The 25,937-nt window shown below is 72.8% G+C and carries 22 protein-coding genes and 1 pseudogene; 9 read left to right on the plus strand and 14 right to left on the minus strand.

Going from position 1 to position 25,937, the window contains the following annotated elements:
- Window positions 1–4 precede the first annotated feature (4 nt).
- Entirely contained in the window at window positions 5–1,258 is a 1,254-nt protein-coding gene (locus tag ACFWZ2_RS01480; protein WP_384540058.1) for a DUF4185 domain-containing protein, read from the plus strand.
- Here ACFWZ2_RS01480 and ACFWZ2_RS01485 read toward each other — a convergent pair.
- Window positions 1,194–2,264: a bile acid:sodium symporter family protein gene (locus ACFWZ2_RS01485; protein ID WP_384540060.1), complete on the minus strand. Its 1,071-nt coding sequence runs from the start codon at window positions 2,262–2,264 to the stop codon at window positions 1,194–1,196. The genes ACFWZ2_RS01480 and ACFWZ2_RS01485 overlap by 65 nt on opposite strands.
- 127 nt (window positions 2,265–2,391) lie before the next feature.
- Here ACFWZ2_RS01485 and ACFWZ2_RS01490 point away from each other — a divergent pair, with 127 nt between their 5' ends.
- Window positions 2,392–3,285, plus strand: a complete 894-nt coding sequence (locus tag ACFWZ2_RS01490; RefSeq protein WP_384540362.1) for a LysR substrate-binding domain-containing protein — start codon at window positions 2,392–2,394, stop codon at window positions 3,283–3,285.
- Here the strand turns inward: ACFWZ2_RS01490 and ACFWZ2_RS01495 are convergent.
- A complete protein-coding gene (locus ACFWZ2_RS01495; RefSeq protein ID WP_384540063.1) occupies window positions 3,264–4,268 on the minus strand; it encodes an Lrp/AsnC family transcriptional regulator in 1,005 nt (334 codons plus the stop codon). The two genes, ACFWZ2_RS01490 and ACFWZ2_RS01495, sit on opposite strands and share 22 nt — an antisense overlap.
- A 121-nt stretch (window positions 4,269–4,389) precedes the next feature.
- Between ACFWZ2_RS01495 and ACFWZ2_RS01500 the strand changes: the two genes are divergently transcribed.
- Window positions 4,390–5,901 carry an MFS transporter gene (locus ACFWZ2_RS01500; protein WP_384540066.1) on the plus strand — a complete coding sequence of 504 codons (1,512 nt, stop codon included), beginning with the start codon at window positions 4,390–4,392 and terminating at the stop codon, window positions 5,899–5,901.
- A gap of 78 nt (window positions 5,902–5,979) precedes the next feature.
- Here the strand turns inward: ACFWZ2_RS01500 and ACFWZ2_RS01505 are convergent, their stop codons facing one another.
- The 3 genes from ACFWZ2_RS01505 to ACFWZ2_RS01515 all read right to left on the minus strand — a co-directional run bounded on the left by ACFWZ2_RS01505 (window position 5,980) and on the right by ACFWZ2_RS01515 (window position 8,905).
- Window positions 5,980–6,897, minus strand: coding sequence for a trypsin-like serine peptidase (locus ACFWZ2_RS01505; RefSeq protein ID WP_384540068.1), 918 nt, complete (start codon window positions 6,895–6,897; stop codon window positions 5,980–5,982).
- A 133-nt stretch (window positions 6,898–7,030) separates the two neighbouring features.
- Window positions 7,031–8,272, minus strand: a complete 1,242-nt coding sequence (locus tag ACFWZ2_RS01510) for an MFS transporter (protein ID WP_384540071.1) — start codon at window positions 8,270–8,272, stop codon at window positions 7,031–7,033.
- 39 nt (window positions 8,273–8,311) lie between these two features.
- Entirely contained in the window at window positions 8,312–8,905 is a 594-nt protein-coding gene (locus ACFWZ2_RS01515; RefSeq protein WP_384540073.1) for a malonic semialdehyde reductase, read from the minus strand.
- 145 nt (window positions 8,906–9,050) lie between these two features.
- Here ACFWZ2_RS01515 and ACFWZ2_RS01520 point away from each other — a divergent pair, with 145 nt between their 5' ends.
- The 5 genes and pseudogenes from ACFWZ2_RS01520 (at window position 9,051) to ACFWZ2_RS01540 (ending at window position 13,734) form a co-directional block, all read left to right on the plus strand.
- Window positions 9,051–9,557, plus strand: a complete 507-nt coding sequence (locus ACFWZ2_RS01520) for a MarR family winged helix-turn-helix transcriptional regulator (protein WP_384540076.1) — start codon at window positions 9,051–9,053, stop codon at window positions 9,555–9,557.
- A gap of 254 nt (window positions 9,558–9,811) precedes the next feature.
- On the plus strand, window positions 9,812–11,635 hold the full coding sequence (locus ACFWZ2_RS01525; RefSeq protein ID WP_384540079.1) for an AMP-dependent synthetase/ligase: 1,824 nt from the start codon (window positions 9,812–9,814) through the stop codon (window positions 11,633–11,635).
- Window positions 11,636–12,104: 469 nt separating this feature from the next.
- Window positions 12,105–12,341: pseudogene (locus ACFWZ2_RS01530) on the plus strand (ATP-binding cassette domain-containing protein); the annotation flags it as partial.
- A gap of 2 nt (window positions 12,342–12,343) precedes the next feature.
- Window positions 12,344–13,069 carry an ATP-binding cassette domain-containing protein gene (locus ACFWZ2_RS01535; RefSeq protein WP_384540082.1) on the plus strand — a complete coding sequence of 242 codons (726 nt, stop codon included), beginning with the start codon at window positions 12,344–12,346 and terminating at the stop codon, window positions 13,067–13,069.
- Complete coding sequence (locus ACFWZ2_RS01540; protein WP_384540365.1) at window positions 13,012–13,734, plus strand: ABC transporter ATP-binding protein; 723 nt, start codon at window positions 13,012–13,014, stop codon at window positions 13,732–13,734. The genes ACFWZ2_RS01535 and ACFWZ2_RS01540 overlap by 58 nt, the downstream gene beginning before the upstream one ends.
- Before the next feature lies 1 nt (window position 13,735).
- On the opposite strand, the gene ACFWZ2_RS01545 is transcribed toward ACFWZ2_RS01540, so the two are convergent.
- The 7 genes from ACFWZ2_RS01545 to ACFWZ2_RS01575 all read right to left on the minus strand — a co-directional run bounded on the left by ACFWZ2_RS01545 (window position 13,736) and on the right by ACFWZ2_RS01575 (window position 19,308).
- Window positions 13,736–14,881 carry a PQQ-dependent sugar dehydrogenase gene (locus ACFWZ2_RS01545; protein WP_384540085.1) on the minus strand — a complete coding sequence of 382 codons (1,146 nt, stop codon included), beginning with the start codon at window positions 14,879–14,881 and terminating at the stop codon, window positions 13,736–13,738.
- Window position 14,882: 1 nt separating this feature from the next.
- Complete coding sequence (locus tag ACFWZ2_RS01550) at window positions 14,883–15,944, minus strand: chitinase (RefSeq protein WP_384540088.1); 1,062 nt, start codon at window positions 15,942–15,944, stop codon at window positions 14,883–14,885.
- A gap of 129 nt (window positions 15,945–16,073) precedes the next feature.
- A complete protein-coding gene (gene pqqE, locus ACFWZ2_RS01555) occupies window positions 16,074–17,222 on the minus strand; it encodes a pyrroloquinoline quinone biosynthesis protein PqqE (protein WP_384540091.1) in 1,149 nt (382 codons plus the stop codon).
- Window positions 17,219–17,509, minus strand: a complete 291-nt coding sequence (gene pqqD, locus ACFWZ2_RS01560; protein ID WP_384540093.1) for a pyrroloquinoline quinone biosynthesis peptide chaperone PqqD — start codon at window positions 17,507–17,509, stop codon at window positions 17,219–17,221. The genes pqqE and pqqD overlap by 4 nt, the downstream gene beginning before the upstream one ends.
- Window positions 17,506–18,228 carry a pyrroloquinoline-quinone synthase PqqC gene (gene pqqC, locus ACFWZ2_RS01565; protein WP_384540096.1) on the minus strand — a complete coding sequence of 241 codons (723 nt, stop codon included), beginning with the start codon at window positions 18,226–18,228 and terminating at the stop codon, window positions 17,506–17,508. Before pqqC ends, pqqD begins: the two co-directional genes overlap by 4 nt.
- Entirely contained in the window at window positions 18,225–19,133 is a 909-nt protein-coding gene (pqqB, locus tag ACFWZ2_RS01570; RefSeq protein WP_384540098.1) for a pyrroloquinoline quinone biosynthesis protein PqqB, read from the minus strand. The genes pqqC and pqqB overlap by 4 nt, the downstream gene beginning before the upstream one ends.
- A 10-nt stretch (window positions 19,134–19,143) precedes the next feature.
- Window positions 19,144–19,308, minus strand: coding sequence for a hypothetical protein (locus ACFWZ2_RS01575; protein WP_384540101.1), 165 nt, complete (start codon window positions 19,306–19,308; stop codon window positions 19,144–19,146).
- Window positions 19,309–19,572: 264 nt separating this feature from the next.
- Here ACFWZ2_RS01575 and ACFWZ2_RS01580 point away from each other — a divergent pair, with 264 nt between their 5' ends.
- Entirely contained in the window at window positions 19,573–20,445 is an 873-nt protein-coding gene (locus tag ACFWZ2_RS01580; RefSeq protein WP_384540104.1) for an aldo/keto reductase, read from the plus strand.
- 71 nt (window positions 20,446–20,516) lie between these two features.
- Here ACFWZ2_RS01580 and ACFWZ2_RS01585 read toward each other — a convergent pair whose 3' ends face one another.
- Both ACFWZ2_RS01585 and ACFWZ2_RS01590 read right to left on the minus strand, forming a co-directional pair.
- Window positions 20,517–24,878, minus strand: coding sequence for an SAV_2336 N-terminal domain-related protein (locus ACFWZ2_RS01585; protein ID WP_384540107.1), 4,362 nt, complete (start codon window positions 24,876–24,878; stop codon window positions 20,517–20,519).
- Window positions 24,868–25,914 (minus strand): AAA family ATPase, encoded by a 1,047-nt coding sequence (locus tag ACFWZ2_RS01590; RefSeq protein WP_384540109.1) that lies wholly within the window; start codon window positions 25,912–25,914, stop codon window positions 24,868–24,870. Before ACFWZ2_RS01590 ends, ACFWZ2_RS01585 begins: the two co-directional genes overlap by 11 nt.
- Window positions 25,915–25,937 lie beyond the last annotated feature (23 nt).

The raw sequence follows: 25,937 nt of genomic DNA on the forward strand, positions 1-25,937 counted from the left end.
GGGCGTGTCCGCCCGAGAACGTCCCGCCGCGGGGCCGCGCAGGGTCTGGCTCGTCCTGCTGCTCGCCCTGGCCTGCGCCGCCGTACTGCTCATCGCCCTCCCGGACGAGGACCGGGAGGGCGCGGCGGCCTGCCGCCCCCGCGGCGTGGCCTCCTGGTCCGCCGACGACAAGGTCACCGGGGAGTTCGCGCGCTACGGCGACGACATGACGCGCACCGACGACTGGACCGGCGGGGACGGCACCCACTCGGTGCGCCTGCCGGACGGGCGGGTCCTGTGGCTGTTCTCCGACACCTTCCTCGGCCAGGTCCACGCGCCGCCCAACCCGGCGGGCCAGCCGCACACCTGGCGGGACACCAACACCCCGATGGTCCGCAACTCCGCGGTGGTGATGTCCCGTTCGGGCACCCTGGAACGCACCCTGCCCGCCCCGCTGTTCGCCGACCCGGCGGCCCAGCAGTGGCGCTGGCCGGTCGCGGCCCGGGTGGAGCCGCGCTCGCCCGGCTCCGCGGAGCAGGTCGTCCGCGTCCTCCTGTGGAACCGCATGGCCAGCCGGGGCCCCTGGATCTACGGCGTGCCCGTCGCCACGGAGGTCGCCACGCTCTCGCTGCCCGACCTGCGCGTCGAGGGCATCGTGAAGGTCTCCGACCAGCAGTCCGTGGGCGATCCGGAGAAGCGGGTCCTGTACGGCACGACGACGGTCGACGACGACGGCTGGACGTACGTCTTCGGCGGCACGGACGCCCAGGCGACCGCGCGCCCCACCTCGCACGCCTATGTCGCGCGCGTCCCGCACGGCAGGCTCGCCGACGCCGGGGCGTGGGAGTACTGGGACGGGGACGACTGGGGCGGGCAGGACACGCACGAGCCCGTGCTCGGGGACGGCCGGCGCAAGGGCGTGGGCAGCGCGTTCACGGTGGTGCGCGACGACGGGACGTACGTCCTGTTCACCATGGCCGCGGGCACCGAGGGCCTGACCGCCGTCAGCACCTACTGGGCCTGCTCCCCCACCGGGCCCTGGCACGGTCCCGCCAAGGGGTTCGACGCACCGCTGCCGCAGGACGGCGCGGCACGCCAGGACACGGCCGCCTACAACCCGCAGGTCCACACGGCGCTCGGCGGGGACGGGCGCGTCACGCTCAGCTACGACGTCAACTGGCTGGACGCGACGCCCGCGAGCGCACAGGCGAACATCAGCCGGAACGTGTCGCTGTACCGGCCGCGGTTCGTGACGCTGCGCCTCGCGGAGCCGCGCTGACGGCTCTCACGTCACCGGAGTCCTCGGCGACGAAGTCCTCCAGGTCCCGGGAGCGGCGCTTGGCGATCACCGCGCAGACCATCAGCTGCATCTGGTGGAAGAGCATCAGCGGAAGCACGGCCAGCGAGGCCTGCGCCCCGAACAGGACGCTCGCCATGGGCAGTCCCGCGGCGAGGGACTTCTTCGACCCGGCGAACTGGATCGCGATCCTGTCGCCCCGCGGGAAGCCGAGCCGCTTCGCGCCGTACCAGGTCAGCGCCAGCATCGCGGCGAGCAGCAGCGCCTCCACGCCGAGCAGCGCGAGCAGCCGCAGCGGGGTCACCTGGTGCCAGATGCCCTCCACCATGCCCTGGCTGAACGCGGTGTAGACGACGAGCAGGATCGAACCGCGGTCGACATATCCGAGGACCTTCTTGTGCCGGGCGAGGAAACTGCCGACCCAGCGGCGCAGCACCTGCCCCGCGACGAACGGCACGAGCAGCTGAAGGACGATTCTGACGAGCGAGTCGGCGGAGAAGCCGCCGCCGCTGTTGCCGAGCAGCGCCGCCGCGAGCAGCGGGGTGAGCAGGATGCCGGCGAGCGAGGAGAAGGAGCCCGCACAGATCGCGGCGGGCACGTTGCCGCGCGCCATGGAGGTGAAGGCGATGGACGACTGGATCGTCGAAGGCACCAGCGTGAGGAAGAGGAATCCGCTGTAGAGGGCGGGCGTCAGGACGTACGGCACGAGGCCCTTGGCCGCGAGCCCGAGCAGCGGGAAGGCGACGAACGTACAGACGAGGACCGTGACGTGCAGCCGCCAGTGCCGCAGGCCGTCCATCGCCTCACGGGTGGACAGGCGCGCCCCGTAGAGAAAGAAGAGCAGCGAGACCGCGGCGGTCGAGGCACCGGACGCGACATCGGCGGCGCCGCCGCGGGCCGGGAGCAGCGCCGCGATCCCCACGGTGCCGAGCAACGCCACGATGTACGGGTCGACCGGCATCCAGGACGGCCACTTCAGGCGTTTCACGGTGCTCCATGCTCTCGGTACGGGGACGTGCCCTCCTCATGATCCCCCCGATCCGCGCGATCGGGAATCCCGTATACCGCTCTGACTGTCATCATGCATCGCGATGACCGGCGCTAGGCTGGCCCGCATGTACGACCCCGTGCAGCTCCGTACGTTCCTCGCGGTCGCCCAGACCCTGAGCTTCACCCAGGCCGCCCGCCGCCTCGGCCTGCGCCAGTCGACGGTGAGCCAGCACGTGCGCCGCCTGGAGGACGCCACCGGGCGCCAGCTCTTCACCCGTGACACCCACTCCGTGGAGCTGACCGAGGACGGCGAGGCGATGCTCGGCTTCGCCCGCCGGATCCTGGCGGCGCACGAGCAGGCGGCGGCGTTCTTCACGGGGACGCGGCTCGGCGGGCGGCTGCGGTTCGGGGCGTCGGAGGACTTCGTCCTCACTCAGCTCACCGACATCCTGGAGTCGTTCCGGCACGACCACCCCGACGTCGATCTGGAACTGACGGTCGAGCTGTCCGGCACGCTGCACGAGCAGTTGGACGCGGGCAAGCTCGACCTGGTGCTCGCCAAGCGGCGCCCGGAGGACCCGCGCGGCGAACTGGTCCGGCAGGACGACCTCGTCTGGATCGGCGCCGAACGGCTGCGCATCGACCCCGAGCGGCCGGTGCCGCTGATCGTCTACCCGCCGCCCGGCATCACCCGCGCGCTCGCCTTCGAGGCCCTGGAACGCAGCGGCCGCGCCTGGCGCGTGGCGTGCACGAGCGGCAGCCTCAACGGCCTGGTGGCGGCGGCCCGCGCGGGTCTCGGCGTGATGGCGCACTCGCGCGGCCTGATCCCGCCGGGCCTGGTCCGCGTCCCCGACCGGGCGGGCCTGCCCGAACTCGGCAGGGTCGACTTCGTGCTGCTGCACGCCGAGCGGCGCGCCTCCGCCCAGGACGCGGCGGACGCCCTTGCGGCGGCGATCCTCGCGGGCGGCGACGGGCTGCACGGCGGCAGGCGCCGGGGCTATCGCAGGGGGCGCGGGTAGGTGAGCTCCTTGAAGCGGCGCAGGAGGGGCGACGTCTCGATGTGCCGCACGCCCTCCAGCGCGCCGAGCCTGCCGCTCAGATAGGCGTACAGCTCGCCGGTGTCGCGGGTCAGCACGCTCGCCATGAGGTTGGCGGACCCGGTGACCGCGGAGACATGGGCGACCTCGGGGTGCTCGGCCATCGCACGGCCGACCGCGTCCAGCGCCCCGGGCTCGACGGTGATCCAGAGCATGGCGGCGGTGGCGAAGCCGAACCGCGAGGTGTCGTACTCGGTGTCGATGTAGAGCGCGCCGGATGCGAGCAGCGCCGCGAGACGGCGCTTCACGGAGGACTCCGAGCGGCCGGTGAGCCGCTGGAGTTCGGGGTGGGTGGCGCGCCCGTCGGTCTTCAGCGCGGCGACGAGCGGCTCGTCCTCGGGGCCGATGCGGACGTCGCCGCGGGGTGCGGACGCGGTGGCCGGGGACGGGTCCTGGCAGGTGCCTGGGTGCAGGGCTGCGATCTGTTCCGCGGTGAGGAAGCCCTGTTTGCCGATCCAGCCGGTGCGGCCGCCGTAGAAGCGGTGCAGCAGCTGGTGCGCGGTGCTCTCGACGATCTGCCGGGTGCGCAGGAGCTTGCCGAAGACCAGGTCGTCGTGGTCGCCCGGAGTACGGGGCAGCGTCATGCAGACCACTTCGGTGCCCGCCGACGTGAGGTGGACCCAGGCCGTGTCGGAGCGCCGGGCGAGGGCCTGCGCGATGGCCTCGGCGCCGTCCGGCGAGCAGCGCAGCCGCAGCATCCACTGGTCCCTGCCGAGCCGTTGGGTGTCGCGGACGCCGACGACGCGCAGGCCCGCCCCCGCGCACAGCCTGCGGTAGCGGCGGGCGACGGTCTGGTCGGAGACGCCGAGGACATGGGCGATACGGCTGAAGGGGGCCCGGCCGTCGACCTCCAGGGCGTGCAGCAGCTTGCGGTCGAGCTCGTCGAACACATCGGATTCCGTCATCGGCCCACCCTTCAATGTCGAATTACGTCACCCAGATATGTGCCAGCACCAGGATCGTCCGCCGTGACCCCATCGTACGAGGGCACGGAGATCCACCCGACGTGGGACGAGGAGACGGACGATGCGTACATGGGGGCCGCTGACCGCGGTGTCGCTGGGGACGTTCATGCTGTTGCTGGACGTGACGATCGTGGTCGTGGCGCTGCCCGACATGGCGCGGGCGCTGGACGCCTCGCTCAGCGATCTGCAATGGGTCATCGACGGCTACGCGCTGGCACTCGCCGCGCTGCTCCTGGGCGTCGGCGCCGCCGCCGACGTGCTCGGCAGGCGCAGGCTCAACATCGTCGGCACCGCGCTATTCGCGCTGGCCTCGCTCGGCTGCGGACTCGCCTCCGACGCCGACCTGCTGGTGGCCGCCCGCGCCGCGCAGGGACTCGGCGCCGCCGCGATGTTCGCCACGACGCTGCCGCTGCTCGGCGCCGCCTACCAGGGCCGCGACCGGTCGGTCGCGCTCGGCGTGTGGGGCGCGGTGAGCGGGGCGGCGGCCGCGCTCGGCCCGATCGTGGGCGGGCTGCTCACCGAGGGGCCCGGCTGGCGCTGGATCTTCTTCGTGAACCTGCCGGTGAGCGTGGCGTCGATCTGGCTGACGCTGCGCGTGGTGCCGGAGTCGAAGGGGCCTGCCGGGCGCCGGATCGACTGGGCGGGCACGGCGGCGTTCGCGTGCTTCGCGGGCGCGGGGACGTACGGCGTGCTGCGCGGCGGCACGGACGGCTGGGCGTCGGCGGTGACCGGCACGGCCTTCGCCGTCTCGGCGCTCGCGCTGCTCTGCTTCGTCCTGGTCGAACGGCGCACCGCCCAGCCGCTCCTGGACCTGCGGCTGCTGCGCAAGCCCGCCTTCACCGGGGTCCTGATCGGCGCGATCGGCTACAACGCGGCGGCGTTCGGCGTCATCCCCTACCTCTCCATCTGGCTGCAGACCGTGCTCGGCATGAGCCCGGTGCGCGGCAGTCTGGTGCTGCTTCCGCTCGCCGGGATGTCCTTCCTGGTGGCCGCGGTCGGCGGGCGGCTGCTGCACGGGGTGGCGCCGCGGCTCGTCATCGGCGTCGGGCTGCTCCTGATCGGCGCGGGCGGGCTCTGCACCGCGGTGCTCGACGCGGGGTCGACCTGGACGTCCCTCGCGCCCGGCCTGACGGTCACCGGCATCGGCGCGGGCCTGGTCGCACCGGCCCTCGCGGGGGCCGCGCTCGCCTCGGTGCCGCCCGCGAACGCCGGGATGGCGGGCGGCGCGGTCAACACCTTCCGTCAGCTCGGATACGCGGTCGGGGTCGCCCTGTTCGGCACGGTCCTCACCTCCCGCATGCAGGGCTCGCTCGGCCATGACGCCGCGCACACGGCTGCGGGCGGCGGCGCATCGGCGCTGCACGGCACGGTCTCCGCGGACGTGGTGCGCTCGGCCTTCGCCTCGGGCCTGAACGGCGCGTCCCTGACGGCGGGCGTCACGGGCCTGGTGGCCGGGATCCTGGTCCTTGTGATGGTGCGTACGCCGCGGAAGGAATCGGAGACGGCCGCGGCGCCGGTCCGGGCGGCGGCAACTCCCGCGCGGCCGGGGCGGGTCGAGGAACCCGCGCGGTGACCGGAAGTGCCCCTGCCCCGACGACCGGGGCAGGGGCACTCACGCGGTGCGGACCGGGGAGCCCGGCGCCGGGAGACCTCAGGCGTGCTGCGCCCGGTCGTACACCTTCTTGGCCGTGCCCTTCCAGATCTCGCCGTACATCTTGGTCGGCGTCAGGTTGTCCAGGGCGCTGTTGACCGAGACGAGCACGCCCTTGCCGGTGGTGGCGTTGAAGTCGGCCAGCCACGGGCCGCCGCTGGAGCCGCCGCTCATGTCGCAGGGGATGGCCTGGGTGCCGTGCTCCTTCTTCGCCGTGCCGACGCAGCGCAGCAGGGATTCGCCGCGCTGCGGGCGGGTCGCGGAGTAGCCGAAGGCGGAGACGGTGCCGCCGACGGGGCGGTTGAAGGCGACGGCCTGGGCGCCCACGGCGTCGGTGAGCTTCTTGCCGTTCTTGCCGGGGTCGACGACCAGCGCGGACATGTCGTTCGTGGAGTCCGTCTCCCAGGCGCGCGGCGTCACGGCCTGGCGGACCGCGAACGCGCCGTACGGCATCCTGCCCTTCTCGTAGGCGGGGACGAACACCATCGACATGTTGGTGTTGTACGGCGAGGAGCCCCTGCGGACGCAGTGGGCCGCGGTCATCACGGCGGAGCGGTTGGCGCTCTTCACCGCGGTGGCCGTGCACCAGGTGTCCGCGCCGTTGGCGTTGACGAAGAAGAGCCGCCCCACGGCCTTGAGGGTGGTGCCCCGCCACGGCTTGGCCTTCGGTCCCGTCGGGCCGAGGTCGACGGACTTCCCGACGGCCTTGATGCGGGCGGGCGTCCAGTAGGCGAGGGCGTCCTTGCGCTCCTTGGCCGTGAACTTCAGGACGGAGACCGGGTCGGCGGCGGCACGGGCCTCGCCCGCCGTGGCCGTCACCGCGACCGGCGCAGCGAGGGCCAGGGCCATGCTGGCCACGGCGAGTGCCGTGACACGGCCGAGCGGACGCCGGGGCGCGGAAGGGGAAGTCTCGGTCACGGCAAGGGTCTCCTCGGCTGGTGCGGGCAGCGGACGGGCGCTGTCGGTCCGCCCTCCAAGAGCGGGGAAAGCACCGATCGGTTGCGCTGTTGACGTTCTGTGACACAACGCCGCGTACGCCCGCAGACCCGGCTCAGCCGCCCAGCGTGATGACGGCCGCGATCGCCGGGCCGAAGGCGCCGCCGAGCTGGTAGCAGAGACTGAACAGGCCGATCGCGGTGGGGCGTTGCGCGGCCGGGGCCGCCGCGGTCGCGTACACCGCGAGCGTCGCCTGTCCCCCGCTCGCGGTCAGGACGGCCAGGGTCGCGGCCAGCAGGAGCAGCGGCGCCCAGGGGGCGAACGCCGCGGTGAACGGGGCGAGCACGCCGACGGTCAGCAGGATCGCCAGGACCCGGGGGCGGGTCATGCGGGCCGAGGCCGCGGCCAGCGCCATGGCGAGCGCCGAGCCCGCGAGGAGGGCGACCAGCTGGCCGGTGCCGATCGCGGAGGCCGAAAGCCCGGTGCGCTCGCTCAGCAGCTGCGGAACGGTGAAGAGCAGGGTGAAGTACGAGGTGGCGAAGGCGCAGGCGAGCAGGGCGGAGAGCACGAACACGCGGGTGCGCAGCAGCGACACCGGTACGAAACCGGTGGGCCTGGAGCGGATGTGCAGGGCGAGGAGCGCGGCCGCCGCCAGTGACGCGGCCACCGCGGGGAGCGGGTGGCGCGGGATGAGCACCAGGGCCGTCGCCGTCAGGACGAGCAGGGCGGCGCCCCGGCCGTCGAAGGGGGTGCTGTGCTTCGGTGCGGACAGGTCGGCGCGGCGCATCACCGCGGGCACGGCGATGAGGGTGACCGCGCCGACGGCCAGGGACACCCGCCAGGAGGCTACGTCCGCGATCGCCGAACCGAGCAGCGGGCCGACCGCCCCCAGCGTGCCGAAGCCCGCGGTGATCACGCCCATCCGGCGCACGGAACCCGCCAGGCTCATCGCCGCGGTGATCAGCCCCGCGCCGCCCGCAGCCTGGGCCGCCCGGCCCGCCATCGCCAGGGGCAGCGAGGGCGCGACGGCGAGGACCGCGGTGCCCGCCACGATCAGGGCGGCGCTCAGCTTGAGCGTGGCGCCGAGCCCCTTGCGGCGCAGCAGGCCCGCCATCAGCGGGGTGCCGACGGCCATGGCCCAGGCGAAGACGGTGACGAGCCAGGTCGCGGTGGCCGTGCGGACACCGAGCGACTGGGCCATGTCGGGCAGGATCAGGACGGGTCCGTTGGCGCTCGCGGCGACGGGGGTGGCCAGCAACGCCAGCCAGACGGCGGGGACTTGGCGGGCCTCCGGTGTCGCCGCCTCGGGGGCGGGGCCGGTTCGCGTTCGGGTTCGGGTTCGGGTGAGCAGAGACATGGCAGGCAGCTCCGGCAGGTGGGGCGGTCGGCGGGCGGATCAGACCGTGGTGACGACCTCGTCGTAGGCGAGCCGCGGCGAGCGCGGGAACCAGGCGTCGGGGCCCGGGCGCCCGATGTTCACGACCATCAGCGGGGTGTGGTCGTCGTCGAGGAACTCCTTCCGCAGGCCGGGGAAGTCGCATCCGGTCATCGGCCCCGCGGCGAGCCCCGCCGCGCGCACGCCGAGGATGAAGTACGCCGCCTGGAGCGACGCGTTGAGCAGCGCGGACTCCTCACGGACCGTGCGGTCGGCGAAGAAGAGGTCCTTGGCCTGCGGGAAGTGCGGGAGCAGCGCCGGGAGTTCCTCGTGGAACTCGTTGTCGGCGGCGAGTATCGCGACCAGCGGGGCGGCCTCGGTCTTCGGCCTGTTGCCCTCGGCCATCAGGCCCACGAGCCGCTCGCGGGCCTCGGCGGACCGGACGAGGACCACGCGCAGGGGCGACTGGTTGTACGCGGTGGGCGCGTACTTGACCAGGTCGTAGACCGCCTGGACCTGCTCGTCGGTCACCGGCTCCGCGGTGAACGTGTTGGCGGTGCGGGCCTCGCGGAAGAGGAGGTCCTGGGCGGCGGGGTGGAGGGACAGCTCGGGCATCGGGTGCTCCTGTCGTTCAGACTCGGCAATCTCAATGACGAGATAGAAGCATCCGACTTTCCCAGAGTCAAGTATCTCGAATCTAAGAGACTTATGACTGATAGAGTCCCTGTCGAGATAGTCCGCATCGAGAGGAGTGACGGCGATGAGCGATGCCGTGGACGCGATCATCGACCAGTGGGTCACGGAGCGCCCCGACGCCGCGGAGACCCTCTGGCCCGTGCAGCTCTTCGGGCGCGTCCAGCGGCTCGCCCTCATGGTCGACAAGTCGGTGAAGGAGGTCGCGGCCCGACACGGCCTGGACGTCGGCGAGTTCGACGTCCTCACCACGCTGCAGCGCTCGGGCCCGCCCTACGCCCTCACCGCGGGGACCTTCCTCAAGGCGTCCATGGTGTCCTCGGGCACGATCACCAACCGCGTCGACAAGATGGAGGCCAAGGGCCTGGTGGAACGGGTGCGCGACGGAGGGGACCGGCGCACCGTCAAGATCCGTCTCACCGAGCGCGGCCACGAGGTCACCCTGGCCGCCTTCACCGACCATCTGGCGAACTACAGGCGGCTGCTCGCCGATGTGGACCCGGAGTTGGTCGACAAGGCGGGCGACGGCCTGCGCCAGGTGCTCGAAGCCCTCGGCGACACGTCCCTCACGTGACGTCCGCCCACGGGGGCGCGCACCCGTGGGGATCCGTCAACCGCCCTCTGTGTACCGCGTACAGATTCGGTGGAGATTACGCCACCGAAACTTACTCCAGCGTAAGTAAGTTGTCCGGCCCTTCCCCATGTGGCCGCATTTCCACCGGCTGACCTGTGCCGATGGTCCGGACCGACCGGGTTGCGACCCCCTCCCGAACGTGAGCGGCGTGGGGTACGGTCACGGCGCTGTGCGGAGCGCCACAAGGAGCATCATTGCGCGAGTTCACGAATCCTCCGATGGCGTCGGCGCCGCTGGTGGGCGGCCTTGCCGACGCCGTGTTCGACCATGCCGCCGAGGACCCGCATCGCATCGCGCTCGGCCGCAAGACGGACGGGCGGTGGCACGACGTCACCTCCGCCGGGTTCCGCGACGAGGTGCTCGCGCTGGCCAAAGGGCTCATCGCGCAGGGCGTACGGTTCGGGGACCGCGTCGCCATCATGTCCCGCACCCGGTACGAGTGGACGCTCTTCGACTTCGCCCTGTGGACCATCGGCGCCCAGGTGGTGCCGGTCTATCCGACGTCCTCCGCCGAGCAGGTCTTCTGGATGCTGCACGACGCGCAGGTGTCGGCCGCGATGGTCGAGCACGAGGACCACGCGATGACGATCGGCTCGGTGATAGACCGCCTTCCGCAGCTGCGCAGGCTCTGGCAGCTGGACGCCGACGCCGTCGGTGAACTGAACGGCGCGGGCCGGGACATCGACGACGAGGTGGTGCACCGGCACCGGCGCGCGGTCACGCCCGACTCGATCGCGACGATCATCTACACGTCTGGCACCACCGGCCGCCCCAAGGGCTGTCTGATCTCCCACGCGAATTTCATGTTCGAGGCCGATGTGATGGTCGCGCGCTGGGAGCCGGTCTTCCACTCCAAGCGCGGCGACGAGGCGACGACGCTGCTCTTCCTGCCGCTCGCGCACGTCTTCGGCCGCATGGTGCAGGTCGCGGCGGTGCGCGGCCGGGTCAAGATGGGCCACCAGCCGAACCTCAACGCGGCGGCGCTGCTGCCCGATCTGGCGGCGTTCCGGCCCTCGTTCATCCTGGCCGTGCCGTACATCTTCGAGAAGGTCTTCAACGCGGCGCGGCGCAAGGCGGAGAAGGACGGCAGGGCGGGCGCCTTCGACAAGGCCGTGGAGTGCGCGGTGCGGTACGCCGAGGCGATGGAGGCCAGGGCGTTCGGCACCGGACCCGGCCCTTCGGCGTCCCTGCGCATGCAGCACCAGCTCTTCGAGAAGCTCGTCTACTCCAAGGTGCGCGAGGCGATGGGCGGCCGGGTGCGGCACGCGATGTCCGGCGGTTCCGGGATGGACCGGCGGCTCGGCCTGTTCTTCGCGGGCGCGGGCGTCACGATCTACGAGGGGTACGGCCTGACCGAGTCGACGGCCGCCGCGACCGCCAACCCGCCCGAGCGCACCCGCTACGGCACGGTGGGCCTCGCCATCCCCGGCACCACCGTGCACATCGCGGAGGACGGCGAGGTCTGGCTGCACGGGGGCAATGTCTTCCAGGGCTACCTCAACGACCGCAAGGCCACCGACGCGACCCTGCACGACGGCTGGCTCGCCACCGGCGACCTCGGCGCGCTCGACGAGGACGGCTACCTCACGATCACCGGCCGCAAGAAGGAGATCCTGGTGACGTCCGGCGGCAAGAGCGTGTCGCCGGCCCAGCTGGAGGAGCGGGTGCGCGACCACCCGCTGGTCGCGCAGTGCATCGTCGTCGGCAACGACCGCCCCTACATCGCGGCGCTCGTCACGCTGGACTCGGAGGCCGTCGAGCACTGGCTGACCATGCGCCGCAAGCCGCTGATGCCGCCCGGCGACCTGGTGCGCGACCCGGACCTGGAGACCGAGGTGCGGCGCGCGGTGGTGGCCGCCAACACCCTTGTCTCGCAGGCCGAGTCGATCCGTACGTTCCGGATACTGGCGCACCAGTTCTCCGAGGAGCACGGGCTCCTGACCCCCTCCCTGAAGCTGAAGCGGAAGGCGATCGAGCAGGCGTATCTGGCCGAGGTCGAGGCGCTGTACCGGTCATGAGGCGTTGGTAGCCGCGCACGACGCAGCGCGCACTGTTCAATTTCCGCGCCTGATCGTGCAGTTGCGGTCGCCGTGCAGCGAATCGCCCCCTGCTGCCCTACTGCCGTTCTCGGCTCGCCGTCCCGCACGAGGGCCTCTGCCGCGGGGTACGCGGCGAACGCACGCGCAGTCGCTCCGGCGGCAAGGCACCGGGCGACCGGGAGTCGGATGCGTGAACCATCGGCCCCGGCCGTAAACCTTCTCGCCCGGCGGGGAGGGGATGCCGGTGGCGGTCGCGGCGGGCGTGCGGCGGGCGCAGTTCGCGGTGGTGGCGGGCCTGGTCTTCGCGATCGTGCCGCATCTCGTGGCGGACCATGTGACGGAGTCGGTGCACTTGCCGGTGATTCTGTTCGGGCTCGCGGGGCTTGCGTTGGCCAATGACCCGGACGGGTACTGCGCGGCGGTGTCCGTGCGGATGCATCGCAGACGGATGAGTGCTCCCCCGGGCCGGACAGTTTCAGCCCCTCCGGCGTTCGAGGAGCGGGGTCCGGGGCGGAGCCCCAGCAACCCGGACGACGTCGGGGCCCACGGCGCAGCCCCCGCCCTCGTCCTCGACGGACTCCACGCCGGATACGACGGCGCCCCCGTCCTCCACGGAGTGAATCTCACCGTGCACCCCGGCGAGATCGTCGCCCTGCTCGGGCCCAACGGGGCCGGAAAGTCCACCACATGCCGGGTCACGGCAGGCCTCGTCCGGCCAGCCGAGGGGCGGGTGTACGTGGGGCGGGCCGCGACGCCACCCGCGAGGGCGCCGTCCAGCGTTCCTGCGCAGGGGTGGTCCTTGCCCCCGAGGGCCGGGGGATCTTCCCCTCGCTCACCATCGAGGAGAATCTCGCCCTGCACCTCAAGGAGAAGGACCAACGCGACGCCGTCTACGAACGGTTCACGGGCCTCGCGGACCGCCGAGGGGTCGTGGCGGGCTCGCTGTCCGGCGGGGAGCAGCAGCTGCTTGCGCTCGCGCCGCTGCTCCAGCGCCCGCCGAAGGTGCTGATCGCGGACGAGCCGTCGCTCGGTCTCGCGCCGCGCGTCGTCGATGAGGTGTTCCGGCTGCTCGTCGAACTCCGGGACCACGGAACGGCGTTGCTGCTCGTCGAGGAGAAGGCGGCCGAGATCCTGGGCGTCGCGGACACGGTGGCGTATCTCGCCCAGGGCCGCGTCTCCTGGTGCGGTCCGCGCTCCGAGGTGCGGGCGGACCGGCTCACCGAGGCGTATCTGGGCATGGCGGCGGGCGGCACGGCCGCCGAGGGAGTGGGGCAGTCGTGCAGGAGAGCAGGAGCGGGCGGCGGGCGGCGGAGCACGTCCTTCAGGCCACCGGGGTCGGCGTCAGATTCGGCGGCATCCATGCCCTCACCGGCGTCGAACTGGCCGTCCGCGCGGGCGAGGTGTGCGGGCTGATCGGGCCCAACGGGGCGGGAAAGACGACCCTGTTCGACGTCCTCTCCGGCATCCGCCGCCCCGACGGCGGCCGCGTCGTCCTCGACGGCACCGATGTCACGCGCCGCTCCCCCGTGTGGCGCGCCCGGCACGGGATGCGCCGCACCTTCCAGCGGCAGCAGCTCTTCGGGCAGCTCACCGTCGCCGACAATCTCGTCGTCGCGCAGGAGTGGCGGGGCGGCGGAGGCGGGTTCGCCGCGGATCTCGTGGCGGCGCCCACCCGTCGTACGCACGAGAGGAGGCGGCGCGAACGGGCCGCCGCCGTCCTGCGCGCCTGCGGACTCGACGCGCTCGCCGGTGACTACGCGGGCGCGCTGCCGGTCGGCCTGGCCCGCATGGTGGAGCTGGCACGTGCGGTGGCGGATCCGCCCAGGGTGCTGCTCCTGGACGAACCCGCCTCCGGGATGACGGAGTCCGAGAGACGCCATCTGGCCGCCGTCATCCGGCACTTGGCGGACGAGGAGAGCTGCGCGGTGCTGCTCGTCGAGCACAACGTCGCCTTCGTGATGGAACTGTGCGCCCGTGTCGTCGTCCTCGACCTGGGCCGCGTCCTCGCACAGGGCACGGCGGCCGAGGTACGCGCCGACCCGAAGGTCCGCGACGCCTACCTCGGGACCGCCGCCTAGCTCAGCCCTGTCCGATGGGCACGCGGAAGATCTTGTCCGAGCCGTCGGGCTGTCCGCCGTTGTTGTCGGCGTTGGTGGTGGACAGCCACAGTTCGGAGGCGCCGGGCACCGTGGTCACGGAGCGCAGGCGACCGTACTCACTGATGTAGTACGCCTTCGGGGTGCCGGTGTCCTCGTTGTCGGCGTTGATCGGGATGCGCCACAGGCGTTTGCCCTTCAGGGCCGCCATGTAGACGGCGCCGTCGACGATCGCGACGCCGCTCGGCGAGGCCTCGGCGACGCCCCAGGTCCGCTTGGGGTTGGTCATGCCTGCGACGTCGCAGGTGCCTTCGCAGGTGGGCCAGCCGTAGTTCTTGCCGGACTTGATGAGGTTGAGTTCGTCCCTGGTGGCGTCGCCCAACTCGGCCTCCCACAGGCGGCCTTGGGGGTCGAAGGCGATGCCCTGCGGGTTGCGGTGGCCGAGGCTGTACACGTAGGTGCCGAAGGGGTTGCCGGGGGCGGGCTTCCCGTCCTTCGTCAGGCGCAGGATCTTGCCGTTGAGGGAGTTCTTGTCCTGGGCGAGCGGCTTGTCCTGGGCGTCGCCCGTGGTGGCGTACAGATACCCGTCGGGGCCGAAGGCGAGGCGGCCGCCGTTGTGGTACTTGTTCTTCTTGATGCCCTTGAGCAGCACCTTGTAGCCGCCGACGGACGTCCCGTCGTACGTCATGCGGGCGATGCGGTTGCCCTCGGACGAGGTGTGCATGACGTAGATGTAGTGGTTCGTCGCCCAGTCCGGATCGACGGCGAGCCCCATCAGACCGCCCTCGCCCCCGGTGGTCTGCGACTCGGGGACCTTGCCGAGATCCTTCTTCTCCTTGCCGTCCTTCGCGATCCACCACACCCGGAAGTCGTCGCGCTCGGTGACCAGTGCGCCGGATCCGTCGGGCAGCCAGGACGTGCCCCAGGGGATGGTCCAGCCGGTGGAGAGGGTGACGGGGGCGCCCGGCTCACCGGCGGCGGAGGCCGTACGGTCCGGTGCGGGTGCCGGTGCGGATGCCGGTGCCGGTGCCGCACCGGCCGTCGCGGCGGTCACGGCACCGGCCGCCAGCGCGACGGCGGTCGCGAGCAGGACCGCTCTCTTCTTGCGTCCCATGCGTGCGCTGCCCATCTCAACCTCCGTACTGCGCGACGATTTTGGTGAAGTCGTACGGCGACTGCGCGACGCCGCTGCAGGCGTCGGCGTCACCGCCGGAACCGCAGGCGCGGTCGCGGTTCACGGACCAGAAGGCGTACCGCGCGATGTGGTGCTCCTGTGCGTACGCGAGGATCGTCCTGAAGTCGGCCGTGGTGACGGTCTCGCCCGCCACGTCGGTCTTGCCGTTCATGGAGGACACGCCTATGTGCTGGTAGGCGTCGGCGTCGCTGTAGCCGTAGGCGCTCTTGACCGCGCTCTTCAGGCCCTCCAGGGCGCTGACGGAGGCCTGGCCCATGGTGCCGCTGTGCCCGCCGAAGTCGAACGGCATGATCACCCAGGCGTCATGGGCGAGTCCGGCCGCTGCGCCGCGTTTGATGAGGTCCTTGCCGGTGGCGTCGGGGCCGTTCGGGGTGGTGCCCATGGTCACATAGGTGACGATCCCGGGGTTCTTCGCCTCGACGATCTTCAGGGCGTCCACGACGCGCTGCCGCACGGTGGCGTTGGAGAACTCGGTGTCCTCGATGTCGATGTCGAACGCCTTCAACTTGTAGGCGTCGATGACCTTTTGGTAAGCACCGGCGAGCGCGGTGGCGCTGCTGCACTTCTCGCCGAGCTTGGCACCGCTCCAGCCGCCGACGGACACGACGATGTCGCCGCCCGCGCCGCGGATGGACTTGATGGCCGCCTCGTCGGAGCCGCCCTTGAGCGGTCGGCTGCCGTCCCAGGCCGGGTTGCAGCCGCCGTCGGACAGGATGAACGCGAGCGTGAACCACTTGACGCCGGTCGCGGCCATCACATCGGTGGGCTTCTGCGGATTTCCCCAGCCGAGGTACTCGTAGGGCGCGGCGTGGATGGTGCCGGACGCCCGTGCGGCGGGCGCGGGGGACGCCTCTGCGGTGGTGGGCTCGCCCGCCAGGGTCAGCGCCGCCGCGCCGGACAGCGCGGCGACGGCAGCCAGGGCGGCGGTCGTTCTGCGGGAACGGGAACGGGCACGGGAGCGAGTACGGGAGCGTGAGCGGGGAGTGTGGAGTGTCACGTGGGGCTTCCCTTTCTGCGGCAATGTCAGGAAGGTTTCCTGACAGTCGGGGGACGTACGGGGCCCAAGACCCTTGGGGCCGTGGGGAGTTGCCGGACTACTCAGCTACTCAGCTACCCAGCTACCTGGCTACCTGGGCGCCGGTCCGGTGGTGTGCGCGCGGTAGACGTAGTCGGGCGGCGCCTGCGCGGTGGCGTCCGCCCCGTCGACCAGGGCGCGGACCATGGCGTGGTCCGGCGAGCGGTGGCAGGCGGGGTCCGTGCGGGCGGCGTCGCCGGTCAGGGCGTACGCCTGGCAGCGGCAGCCGCCGAAGTCGACCGTCCGCAGCGCGCAGCCGCGGCAGGTGTCGCTCATCCACGCGTCGCCGCGGTAGCGGGTGAAGGCGTCCGACTCCCGCCAGATCCAGGCCAGTTGATGCCTTCTGACGTTGGGTGCCGCGGGTCCGACGAGATCCGCGGCCGCCGGGCAGGGCAGCACCGTGCCGTCCGGCGTGACGGTCAGCGAGCGGGCGCCCCAGCCGCCCATGCAGGGTTTCGCGATGCCGTCGACGTAGTCGGGCGCCACCCACACGAGTTCCATGCGTCCCTCCAGTCGCCGCCGCCACCGCTCCACGCGCTCGCGGGCCCGCGCCACCTGGGCCCGGTCCGGGAGCAGCGCGTCGCGGTTGCGCAGCGCCCAGCCGTAGAACTGCGTGTTGGCCAGTTCGATCCGGTCGGCGCCCCAGGAGATGCCGAGTTCCACGAGGGCGTCGAGCGCGTCGAGGTTGGCGCGGTGCAGGACGGCGTTGAGCCCGAGCGGCAGCCCGGCCGCCCTGATGAGGCGCGCGGCCCGCTCCTTCGCCGCGAACGCCCGTACGCCCGCGATGCGCAGCGCGGCCCGGGGGTCGGCGTGCTGCACGGACAGCTGGACGCTGTGCAGCCCGGCACCGACGAGCGCGGCGAGCCGTTTGCCGTGCAGTCCGACGCCGCTGGTCACGAGCTGCGTATGGATCTCCGCGGCGACGGCGCCCGCGACGATCTCCGTGAGGTCGCGCCGCAGCAGGGGTTCGCCGCCGGACAAGTGGCTCTGCACGACGCCGAGTTCGGCGGCCTGCCGGAAGACGTCGGCCCACTCGGCGGCCGTCAACTCGCCTGACCGACCGGCCAGTTCGACGGGGTTCGAGCAGTAGGCGCAGCGCAGGGGGCAGCCGTGGGTGAGCTCGGCGAGGAGGGCCCAGGGCGGGTCGGGTTCCGGGGCGCCTCTTCCCCCTCTCGCGTCCTGCTCGGGGGCAGCCGTCACCGCAGCCACCCCTCGTCCCTCAACTGCTCAAGGAACACCGGCACTTCGGCGGCAACGGGCGCGTCCGGATGCCGCCGCGCCAGCTCCGCCACGATCCCCGCGACATCACGCCGCCCGTCGCACAGGCCGACGATGCTGCCCGCGGCGCCCCGCAGGACGACCACGCGCTCGGGCAGCACCAGGAGGTCGACGCCGCGCACCCGGTCGTGGCGGAGCAGCACCGAGCGGGCCAGCTCGGGGCGCCACGCGTCGCGCGCGGCAGCGCGCAGGGCGTCGCGGGCGGTCACGGAGCACCTCCGGTCCCCCGGTCGACGGCGTCGAGCAGCGACCACAGCACGTCGCACTTGAACGCGAGCGCGGCGACGGCCCGTTCCTGCTCCTCGCGGGTGCGGGCCCAGGCGCGGACCAGGGCGAGCGCCTCCTGCCCGTCGCGGCCGCCCTGTCCGACGCGGGTGCGGAAGTAGGCGAGTCCGTCCCCGTCGATCCACGGATAGTGCCGCTCGAACGCGGCGATCCTGGTCACCATCAGATCGGGCGCGGACAGTTCGGTGAGCGAGGCGGCGACGGCGTCCAGGGCGGTGCCGAGGCGGCAGAAGTTGACGTACCCGTCGACGGCGAGCCGCACCCCGGGCAACACCTGTGAGGCGTCGAGGAGTTGCTCCCTGTCGAGCCCGGCGGCCTCGCCGAGCCGCAGCCAGCGCTCGATGCCGCCCTCGCCGTCCCGCTCCCCGTCGTGGTCCCTGATCCTGCGCAGCCAGCCCCTGCGCAGCGCGGGGTCGTCGAACTTGGCGAGGATCAGGGCGTCCTTGACGGGGATGTGCCGCTGGTAGTGGAAGCGGTTGGCGATCCAGCGGCGCAGCTCCTCGCGGGTCAGTTCGCCCGCGTGCATGCGTACGTTGAAGGGGTGCCGGTCGTGGTAGCGCTCGGCGGAGACGGCGCGCAGCCGGTCCGTGAGCTCGTCCGGGGTCCAGGGTTCCTGCTCCCGGGTGCGGGTCGCCGTCGTCACGGCTCGATCACCATCCCCTCGGCGGCCACTTCGATGCCCCACTCGGCGAGCAGCTTGTACTGCTCGGCATGCGGGTCCCCCAAGGGGTTGGTGTTGTTGAGGTGGGTGTAGAGGCAGCGGCCCGGCAGCCGGGCGAGGCGGTGGGCCGTGCCGGTGGGTCCGGAGATCGGGCGGTGCCCCATGGCCGTGGCGGTGCGGGCGGTGAAGCCGGAGCGTACGGGCTCGTCGTCGTCCCAGAACGTGCCGTCGACGATGACGCAGTCGGCGTCCTTGGCGGCCCGGTCGAACGCCGTGCTCCAGACGGCGAGGGCCGGGGCGTAGAGCACGGTCCTGCCGGTGGCGGGCTCGTGGAGGCGCAGGGCGATGGACCAGGTGCCCGCGTCGGGCCCCGTGCCCGCGGCGTACCGCGGACGCTTGGCCGAAACAGGTACGGCACGGACCTGGATTCCGGCGCCGCCCGGCAGATGCAGGCTCGCTTCGGCGGTCAGTTCCCGCCAGCGCACCCGCGTGTAGGGCTCCAGGAGCGCGTCGAGCCGCAGCCCGTCGCGCACCGCGTCGCGTACGGGCGCCGTGGCGATGACCTCGATGCCGTCGCGCGCCTCGCGCAGCCGGGCGAGGCCGAGGGTGTGGTCGAGTTCCGCGTCGGTGAGGACGACTCCGGCGACGGGGGTGCGCCGTGCGTCGGCGCCCGCGCCGGGGAGCAGCGCGTGGACCGACTCGATCTGGTCGGCGATGTCGGGGGTGGCGTTGACGAGGTACCAGCGCCCCTCCCCCGCGTGGACGGCGAGTGCGGCGTGCCGGCGGCGGCGCTCCGGGTGGGTGCGTGCCCCGGTGCACCCGGGGCACGCGCAGTTCCACTGGGGCAGCCCGCCGCCCGCCGCGGTGCCGAGCACCTGCAGCAGCATGGCGGCGGTGCTACCGGTCGGCGAGGAGGTAGGCGGTGACTTCGAGGGCGGTGTCGACGACCGCGTAGCCGGGGGTCTGCCAGCCGGCGTCGTCCGCGGCGGGCCGTGCGGGGGGCGTGGCCGGGTGCTCGCGGCCGGTCGTGGGTGCCGGGAGGGAGTGTGTGGGCGTGGGCATGTCGCGGCCTTTCCTGAAGAGGTGGGGTTTCAGGAGCGCGCCACGGAGGCGCGGGGCGGCACAGGCGACGGATGCGTTCACATGAGTGTCCCGCGTTCAGTGGCGTGCAATAGGGTCGCGGCATGACGGGACACCGTCAATGGTCCGGACCGATCCGATCCGGGCGCCGCCTAGATATCCGGCCATTCCGCACCCGTCGTTCCAGGGCCGGAAAAACGGCCGTGACCACGGACAGGAATGCAGCGGCGCCGCTGATCGTTGACCATGGAAGCACCACCCGACGAATGTAAGGATCGAGAGCTCGTGAGCAAGGTCCCCCCGATCATCCTGAACAACGGCGTCGAGATGCCCCAGCTCGGATTCGGCGTCTGGCAGGTGCCGGACGACGAGGCCGAGAAGGCCGTCGCGACGGCCCTGGAGGCCGGGTACCGCAGCATCGACACCGCGGCCATCTACGGCAACGAGGAGGGCACGGGCAAGGCCATCGCCGCGTCCGGCGTCGCCCGCGAGGAGCTCTTCGTCACGACGAAGCTCTGGAACAGCGAGCAGGGCTACGACGCCACGCTCCGCGCCTTCGACACGTCGCTGGAGAAGCTCGGCCTCGACCACGTGGACCTGTACCTGATCCACTGGCCGCTGCCTTCCAAGGACCTGTACGTCGACACGTACAAGGCGTTCGAGAAGATCCACGCCGACGGCCGCGCCACGTCCATCGGCGTCTCGAACTTCCTGCCGGGACACCTGGAGCGGCTGCTCGGCGAGACGTCGATCGTGCCCGCCGTCAACCAGATCGAGCTGCACCCGCACCTCCAGCAGCGCGCCTCCCGCGAGTTCCACGCGGAGCAGGGCATCGCCACCGAGGCCTGGTCGCCGCTCGGCCAGGGCAAGGGGCTCCTGGAGGTCCCCGCGATCGTCGCGATCGCCCAGAAGCACGGGCGCTCGCCCGCGCAGATCGTCCTGCGCTGGCACATCCAGCTGGGCAACGTGGTCATTCCCAAGTCCGTGACGCCGTCGCGGATCAAGGAGAACATCGACGTCTTCGGGTTCGAGCTCGACCCCGAGGACATGGCCGCGATCTCCGCGCTCAACGAGGACCGGCGGATCGGTCCCGACCCGGCCACGTTCGACGTGGTCTGAGCCCGGCGAACCGCCCGGCAGCCCGGCAAGACATGCGTGCGGCCCGCTCGTACTGACGGCCCTTCGGGGTGTCAGTACGAGCGGGCCAACCGCTCGCTCATCAGCCGGACGCCCGGATGGGCGGGGCCCAGCGCCGACTTGAGGTGCGCGACCGCGTGCCGCAGCACGACGACGGAGTCCTCGGCGTCGCCCGCTTCCTCGTGGGCCGTCCTGTACACCGCGACGGCCTGCTCGTCGTCATGCCTGCCCAGGTAGGTGTCCGCGAGCGTGGCGAGCACCCGAAGGGTGTCGGTGTGGGCGGGCCCCTGGGTGTCGCGCCACAGGGTCAGCGCCTGCCGCAGCTCGGCGAAGCCCCTCGTCGCCTCTCCGGCTCTGATCCGGGCGAGCGCCAGTCGTTCGAGGGCGCACAGCGTGTCGGGATGGTCCTCGCCCAGCGTCCGCACCCGCCCCGCGTGGGCGCGCGCATGCATGTCGATCACGCCGGCTTCGTCCTGGACGACCATGGCGAGCCGGTCGTACGACTCCAGTGTGGCGAGGTCGTCGTCCCCGAACAGCGCCCGCCGGGCCGCCAACGTCCTTTCGTACAGGGCGATCTGCTCGTCCCCGCGCCCCACGGCCCCGTAGGCCACCGCGAGGGAGTCCGCGGCACGGAGGGTGTCCGGGTCGTTCTCGCCGAAGAGTCCGCCCCTGCCCGACAGCACGGATTCGAGCAGCCCTACGGCCCGTTCCGCGACCCCGTCGGCGAGATAGGTCCCGGCCAGCAGCTCACGGATGTCCAGGGTCTGCGGATGTTCATCGCCCAGCGCGGTGAGGCTGTCGAGGAGCGCGCGCTCGTACGTGTGCTCGGCACGCCGCTTCATGCCGCCCCTCCGATAGAGACCCGCCAGTTCCGCAAGCGCCCGGATCACGCGCGGGTGTTCCTCGTCGAGGACCCGGCGCAGGGCCGCCACCACCAGATCCTGCTCGGCCACCGCCAGATGCACGTCCCCCGCCCCCGCGTGCGCGAAGGCCAGGTCGCGGCGCGCCTCCAGCGTTTCGGGGGCGTCCGCTCCCAGCACCCTGCCGTGCACGGCCAACACGTCCTCGTACGCGTTCACGGCCTCGCCCCATTGCCCCGCCGCCGCGTACGCGGCCGCGAGGCGCGACTGCAGCCGCAGGGTGCTCGGGTGCTCGGCTCCCAGCGTCCTGGCCGCCGCCGCATGGGCCTCCCCCATGACCCGCACGGCCCGCCTGGGTTCGCCCGACTGCGCGTAGGCGTCCGCGAGTGAGGCGCGCAGCGCCAGCATGTCCGGTTCGTCGAAGCCCGTGCCGCCGTCGGCAAGGGCCGCCTGGGCGTCCTTGAGGAGTTCGATCGCGGCCTCCGCGCCTCCCGCCGCCAGATGGGCCCGCGCCAGCTCCGCCATGGCATGCGCCGCCGCCGGTGAGTGCGCGCCCGAGAGTCGCCGTCGGCACGACAGCACCCTGTCCAGCATGTCGATGGCCCGGTCGAACTCCCGCTGGGTAAGGAGGAATTGTGCCGTCGAGGTCAGCAGCTCGGCCATGGGCGCGCCGTCGTCATCGGGCCTGGCCCGCGCACACAAGCCCTGGACGAGCGGCAGGAGTTGTCGGTGGCGGGGCCAGTTCGCCGGGTCGTCGGCGGGCTCCGGAGACCTCGAGAGGAGGCAGACGACGGCCCGGTAGCGGGCATCGTTGATGTCACTGCGCCCCCAGAACAGCCGGAAGGGGTGGTCGGGCGTGCGGGCGACGGCTCCGACCCGCTCGGGAAGCATGACCGTGGCCGTCGCCGGATCCAGCCCGACCAGGCCGGCGTCCGACAGGGCATGCAGACAGCGGGGCACGTCGTACGCCGGGGTCAGGCCGCGCAGGAGCACCTCACGGGGAATGGGTCCGGAACCCAACCAGGCGAGGATCTGCAGCAGTTGCACGGCCTGCAGGTCGGCGAGGGAGCGCAGCGCGTCCCTGATCGCGCCCTCGGCCGCCTCGGTCGGCACCGGGCCCTCCGCCAGGGACTCGAACGCCTCCCCCATCAGCGCGGAGAGGTACTCGTCCACCGTCATGCCCGTCGCGGCGACGGTCTCGGCCGCCCGCACCACGGCGCCCGGCACGCGGCCCAGCTCTTCACACAGACGCGCGGCGCCTTCGACCTCCCGGCCCGCGCGGCCCTTGAACATCTGGACCACTTCCGACAGCGCGGGCACGTCGAGCCCGAGCCGGAAGACGTCGTCCGGCCAGCCGTCCGTCACCCGGCTGGTGATCAGGACGGCACCACCGCGGCCCAGGCGGGACAGCAGGGCGTGCACGTGGTCGGGGTCCTCGACGCCGTCGAGGACGAGCGCCCAGCCGGTGTGGGAGCTCAGCCACTCAAGGGCCCATTCCCAGCGCTCGCCCGCCGTACCGGAATCCGTCGCCGACGGCTGCAGCGCACCGGCCAGTTCGCAGAGCCCTCCGACGAGCGACGCGGGCGAGCCCGCATCGACCCACCACGCAGGGGCCTCCTGGTCGCGGCCGCCCCACCGGCGCGCCCACGCCATCGCCATCATGGTCTTGCCCACGCCCTCCCTGCCGTGCAGGAGGACCCGCTCGACCCCGTGAAGGTCGGTGAATGTCCTTTCCAGGCCGTCGAGTTCATGCGCCCGGCCGATGAACGGGTCCGCGACCGTGACGTTGGAGAGACCCGCCGGAGCCGTCACCGACCCGGGCGGTTCCCCTCCCGCCGCCGACGACGAGGCGGCCTCACTCCCTGCCCCGGGGACCCGCGCCTCCGCCCCCGTGACCACCGTCCCCGGCCGCTCCACCACCCGGATCGCCCGCCCCCGCAACAGCCCCAACGCCTCCTCGCTCACCAGCGCGAACGGCTCCCCCGCTGCCCCGAGCCCCCGGCTCCCCGTCCCTTCGGTCACCGGCACGACCGCGCGGAAGGCCCGGGTCGCCGAGCCCGCCCGCGCCTCGATCTCCGCGCCGAGCCGCCCCAGGAGGTCGGCGACCGCCAACGACTCGGGGCGGGGCAGGGTTTCCAGGAGGGCGCCCCGCGCGCCCGGCACGAAGTCGTACAGGCCGCGCTCCGGGTCGACGGGTTCGAGCAGTCCGCTCAACAGCACCTCGGCGAGGTCGCTGGGGCGGGAGCCCGGAGTGATCCGCTGCTGGATCAGGCGCATGACCGGCAGCGCGGGCACCGAGAGCGCGACGTGCGCGGCCAGGTCGGCGGCCGTGGGCGAGGCCGCCGCCTGGAAGCGGATGATGCGTTCGGTGAGCGTCAAGTCCCCTTCGGTCACGTCGGGTTGGCCGTGCGGCGGGGGTGTCGCACTCAGGTACGTCACGGCCGTGTCCCTGTGCAGGTCGCCCGACGCGGTCACCAGGCCCGCCCAGTCGGCGAGCCACTCGGGGGCCAGTTCGAGGACCGGCACGGGGATCGCGTCCGGCGCGGGAGGCCCCGCGCGGCCGTCGTGCGGGGTGAAGCGCAGCGCGGTGTTGGGGGCGCCCGCGCGGGAGGCGATCGCGCGTCCCGGCACGGCGGGGGCCGCGGTCCTGCGCCAGAGGCGTTCGGGCAGTGGCTGGAGGATCGCCGTGGGGCCGCGCCCCGCCCACAGGTGCAGGGCGGGGGCCGCGCGGCCGCCCCACCAGTGCGGCCCCGAGCAGTCGCTGAGCACCAGGACGACCTGACGGCCCGTCGGGTCGACGAGGGCCGCCGGGTCGAGCGCGGGCCCCGTGGCCGAGCTGCGGACGCCGACCCGCGGGCCCAGGTCGGCCAGGTGCCTCACGCGTACGTCGCGGAACGCGCCGGTGCGCTGCATCGCCTCGCGCAGCTCACGGGCGAGCGGGCGCCACACCGTCATCGCCGGGCCCGTGTCGACGACCAGGACCAGGCTGAGGAGCCGGTCGGTGACCGGTGCCATGACGGGCGCCCAGGGGCGCAGGCCCGGGTGGCGGGCGGCGCGTGCGGCGGTGGCCTCCTCGTCCAGGGTGCGGCGGCGCGGGTCGGGGACGCGGCGCTTGAGCGGGCGCAGGGCGCGCTGGATCGCCAGTTCGCGGCACAGGGCCTGCGGGGCGGGGACGAGGACGTCCTCGGCGTCGGTGCCGGGCCCCGGGGTGCCGCGCGGAATGTGCAGGGTGCTGCGCCGTCCGCCGGGGCCGGGGGGCGGCTCGGCATCGCCGTCCTGCTGCGCCGGGCCGCGGGGCCCGGCGCCCGCCCCGCCGCCCGCCGCGGCCGCGGCATCCCCTCGTTCCCCGAGGATGGCCTCGCCCGCCATGGGAGCGTTGAACGTCGCGCCGGTGAAGTCCACGTGGTCGCCGGTGTACCGGCGCGACGCCGGGGGTCCGGCGTCCCCCGGCCCCGCGGGCAACCGCTCCGCCAGCCACAGCATCTCCGCCAGTTCCAGCGGGGTGACCGGCGGGCCGAGCGCGTCGAGGGCGTTCCTGAGCCGGTCAAGCGTCATCGTGCCGCGTCGCCTCACCGCTCAGGAACGGCATCACCTGGTCCGCCAGCTTCCGTACGTTCTCGGGCTCCTCGCTGAACGCGGCGTGATGGCACATGTAGATGGCGTTCAGGAGCTGGTCGTTGGCGAGCAGTCCGGCGCTGCGCCGCTCGAAGAAGCGGTCGATGATCTCCCGGGCGCCCGGCGGGAGTTCGCCGCCCTCGCCGCCGACCACCGGGCCGAGGTGCTCGCGGACGATGGCGGTCAGCTCCGCCACGCCCGCGGGCTGCTTCAGGTCCACGGTCACACAGCGCCGCAGGAACGCGGGCGGGAACTCGCGCTCGCCGTTGCTCGTCATGATGACGAGGGGGAAGGCGCGGCAGGTGACGGTGCCGTCGCGGATCTCCACGCGGTCGGTGGTGCTGTCGGCCGTCATCACCTCCGCGGTGGGCGCGGCGCGGCGGGCCAGCTCGACGATCTCGTACGAGCCCTTCTCGAAGATGGTGAGGAGGTCGTTGGGCAGATCGATGTCACTCTTGTCGATCTCGTCGACGAGCAGCACGCGGGGCCGCTCGTAGGGGAGCAGGGCCGTGCCGAGCGGGCCGAGGCGCAGATAGTCGCCGATGTCATCGCCGCCGCCGGACCCCATGTCCCGTTCGCCGCGGGCGCGTTCGGCGGCGTACAGCCGGGTGAGCGGGTCGTAGGCGTAGAGGCCGTCGCGCAGGGTGACGCGGCTGGTGATCGGCCAGTGCAGGACCTTGCCGAGGCCGAGTTCGTGCGTGACCGCGTACGCGAGGGAGGACTTGCCGGTGCCGGGGGCGCCGGTCACCAGGAGCGGCCTGCGCAGATAGAGCGCGGCGTTGACCTGGCGGACCGCGTCCTCGCCGGGCCGGTAGCTGACGGCCGCGTGCGGGTTGCCGGAGTCGCCGGGCGGGGTGGGCAGGGGCGGGCCGCCGGTGAACGTGCGCCACGGGGGCGGTTCGGGGAGCCGGTCGATGCCCTCGTGCGGGATCCGGCTCCCTTGGTAGATCTGCCAGTCGGGCCGCGCGGCGGTCATGTCGGATCCGCTCCCCACTCCCG

The sequence above is a fragment of the Streptomyces sp. NPDC059002 genome, from assembly GCF_042740435.1.
Lineage (GTDB): Bacteria > Actinomycetota > Actinomycetes > Streptomycetales > Streptomycetaceae > Streptomyces.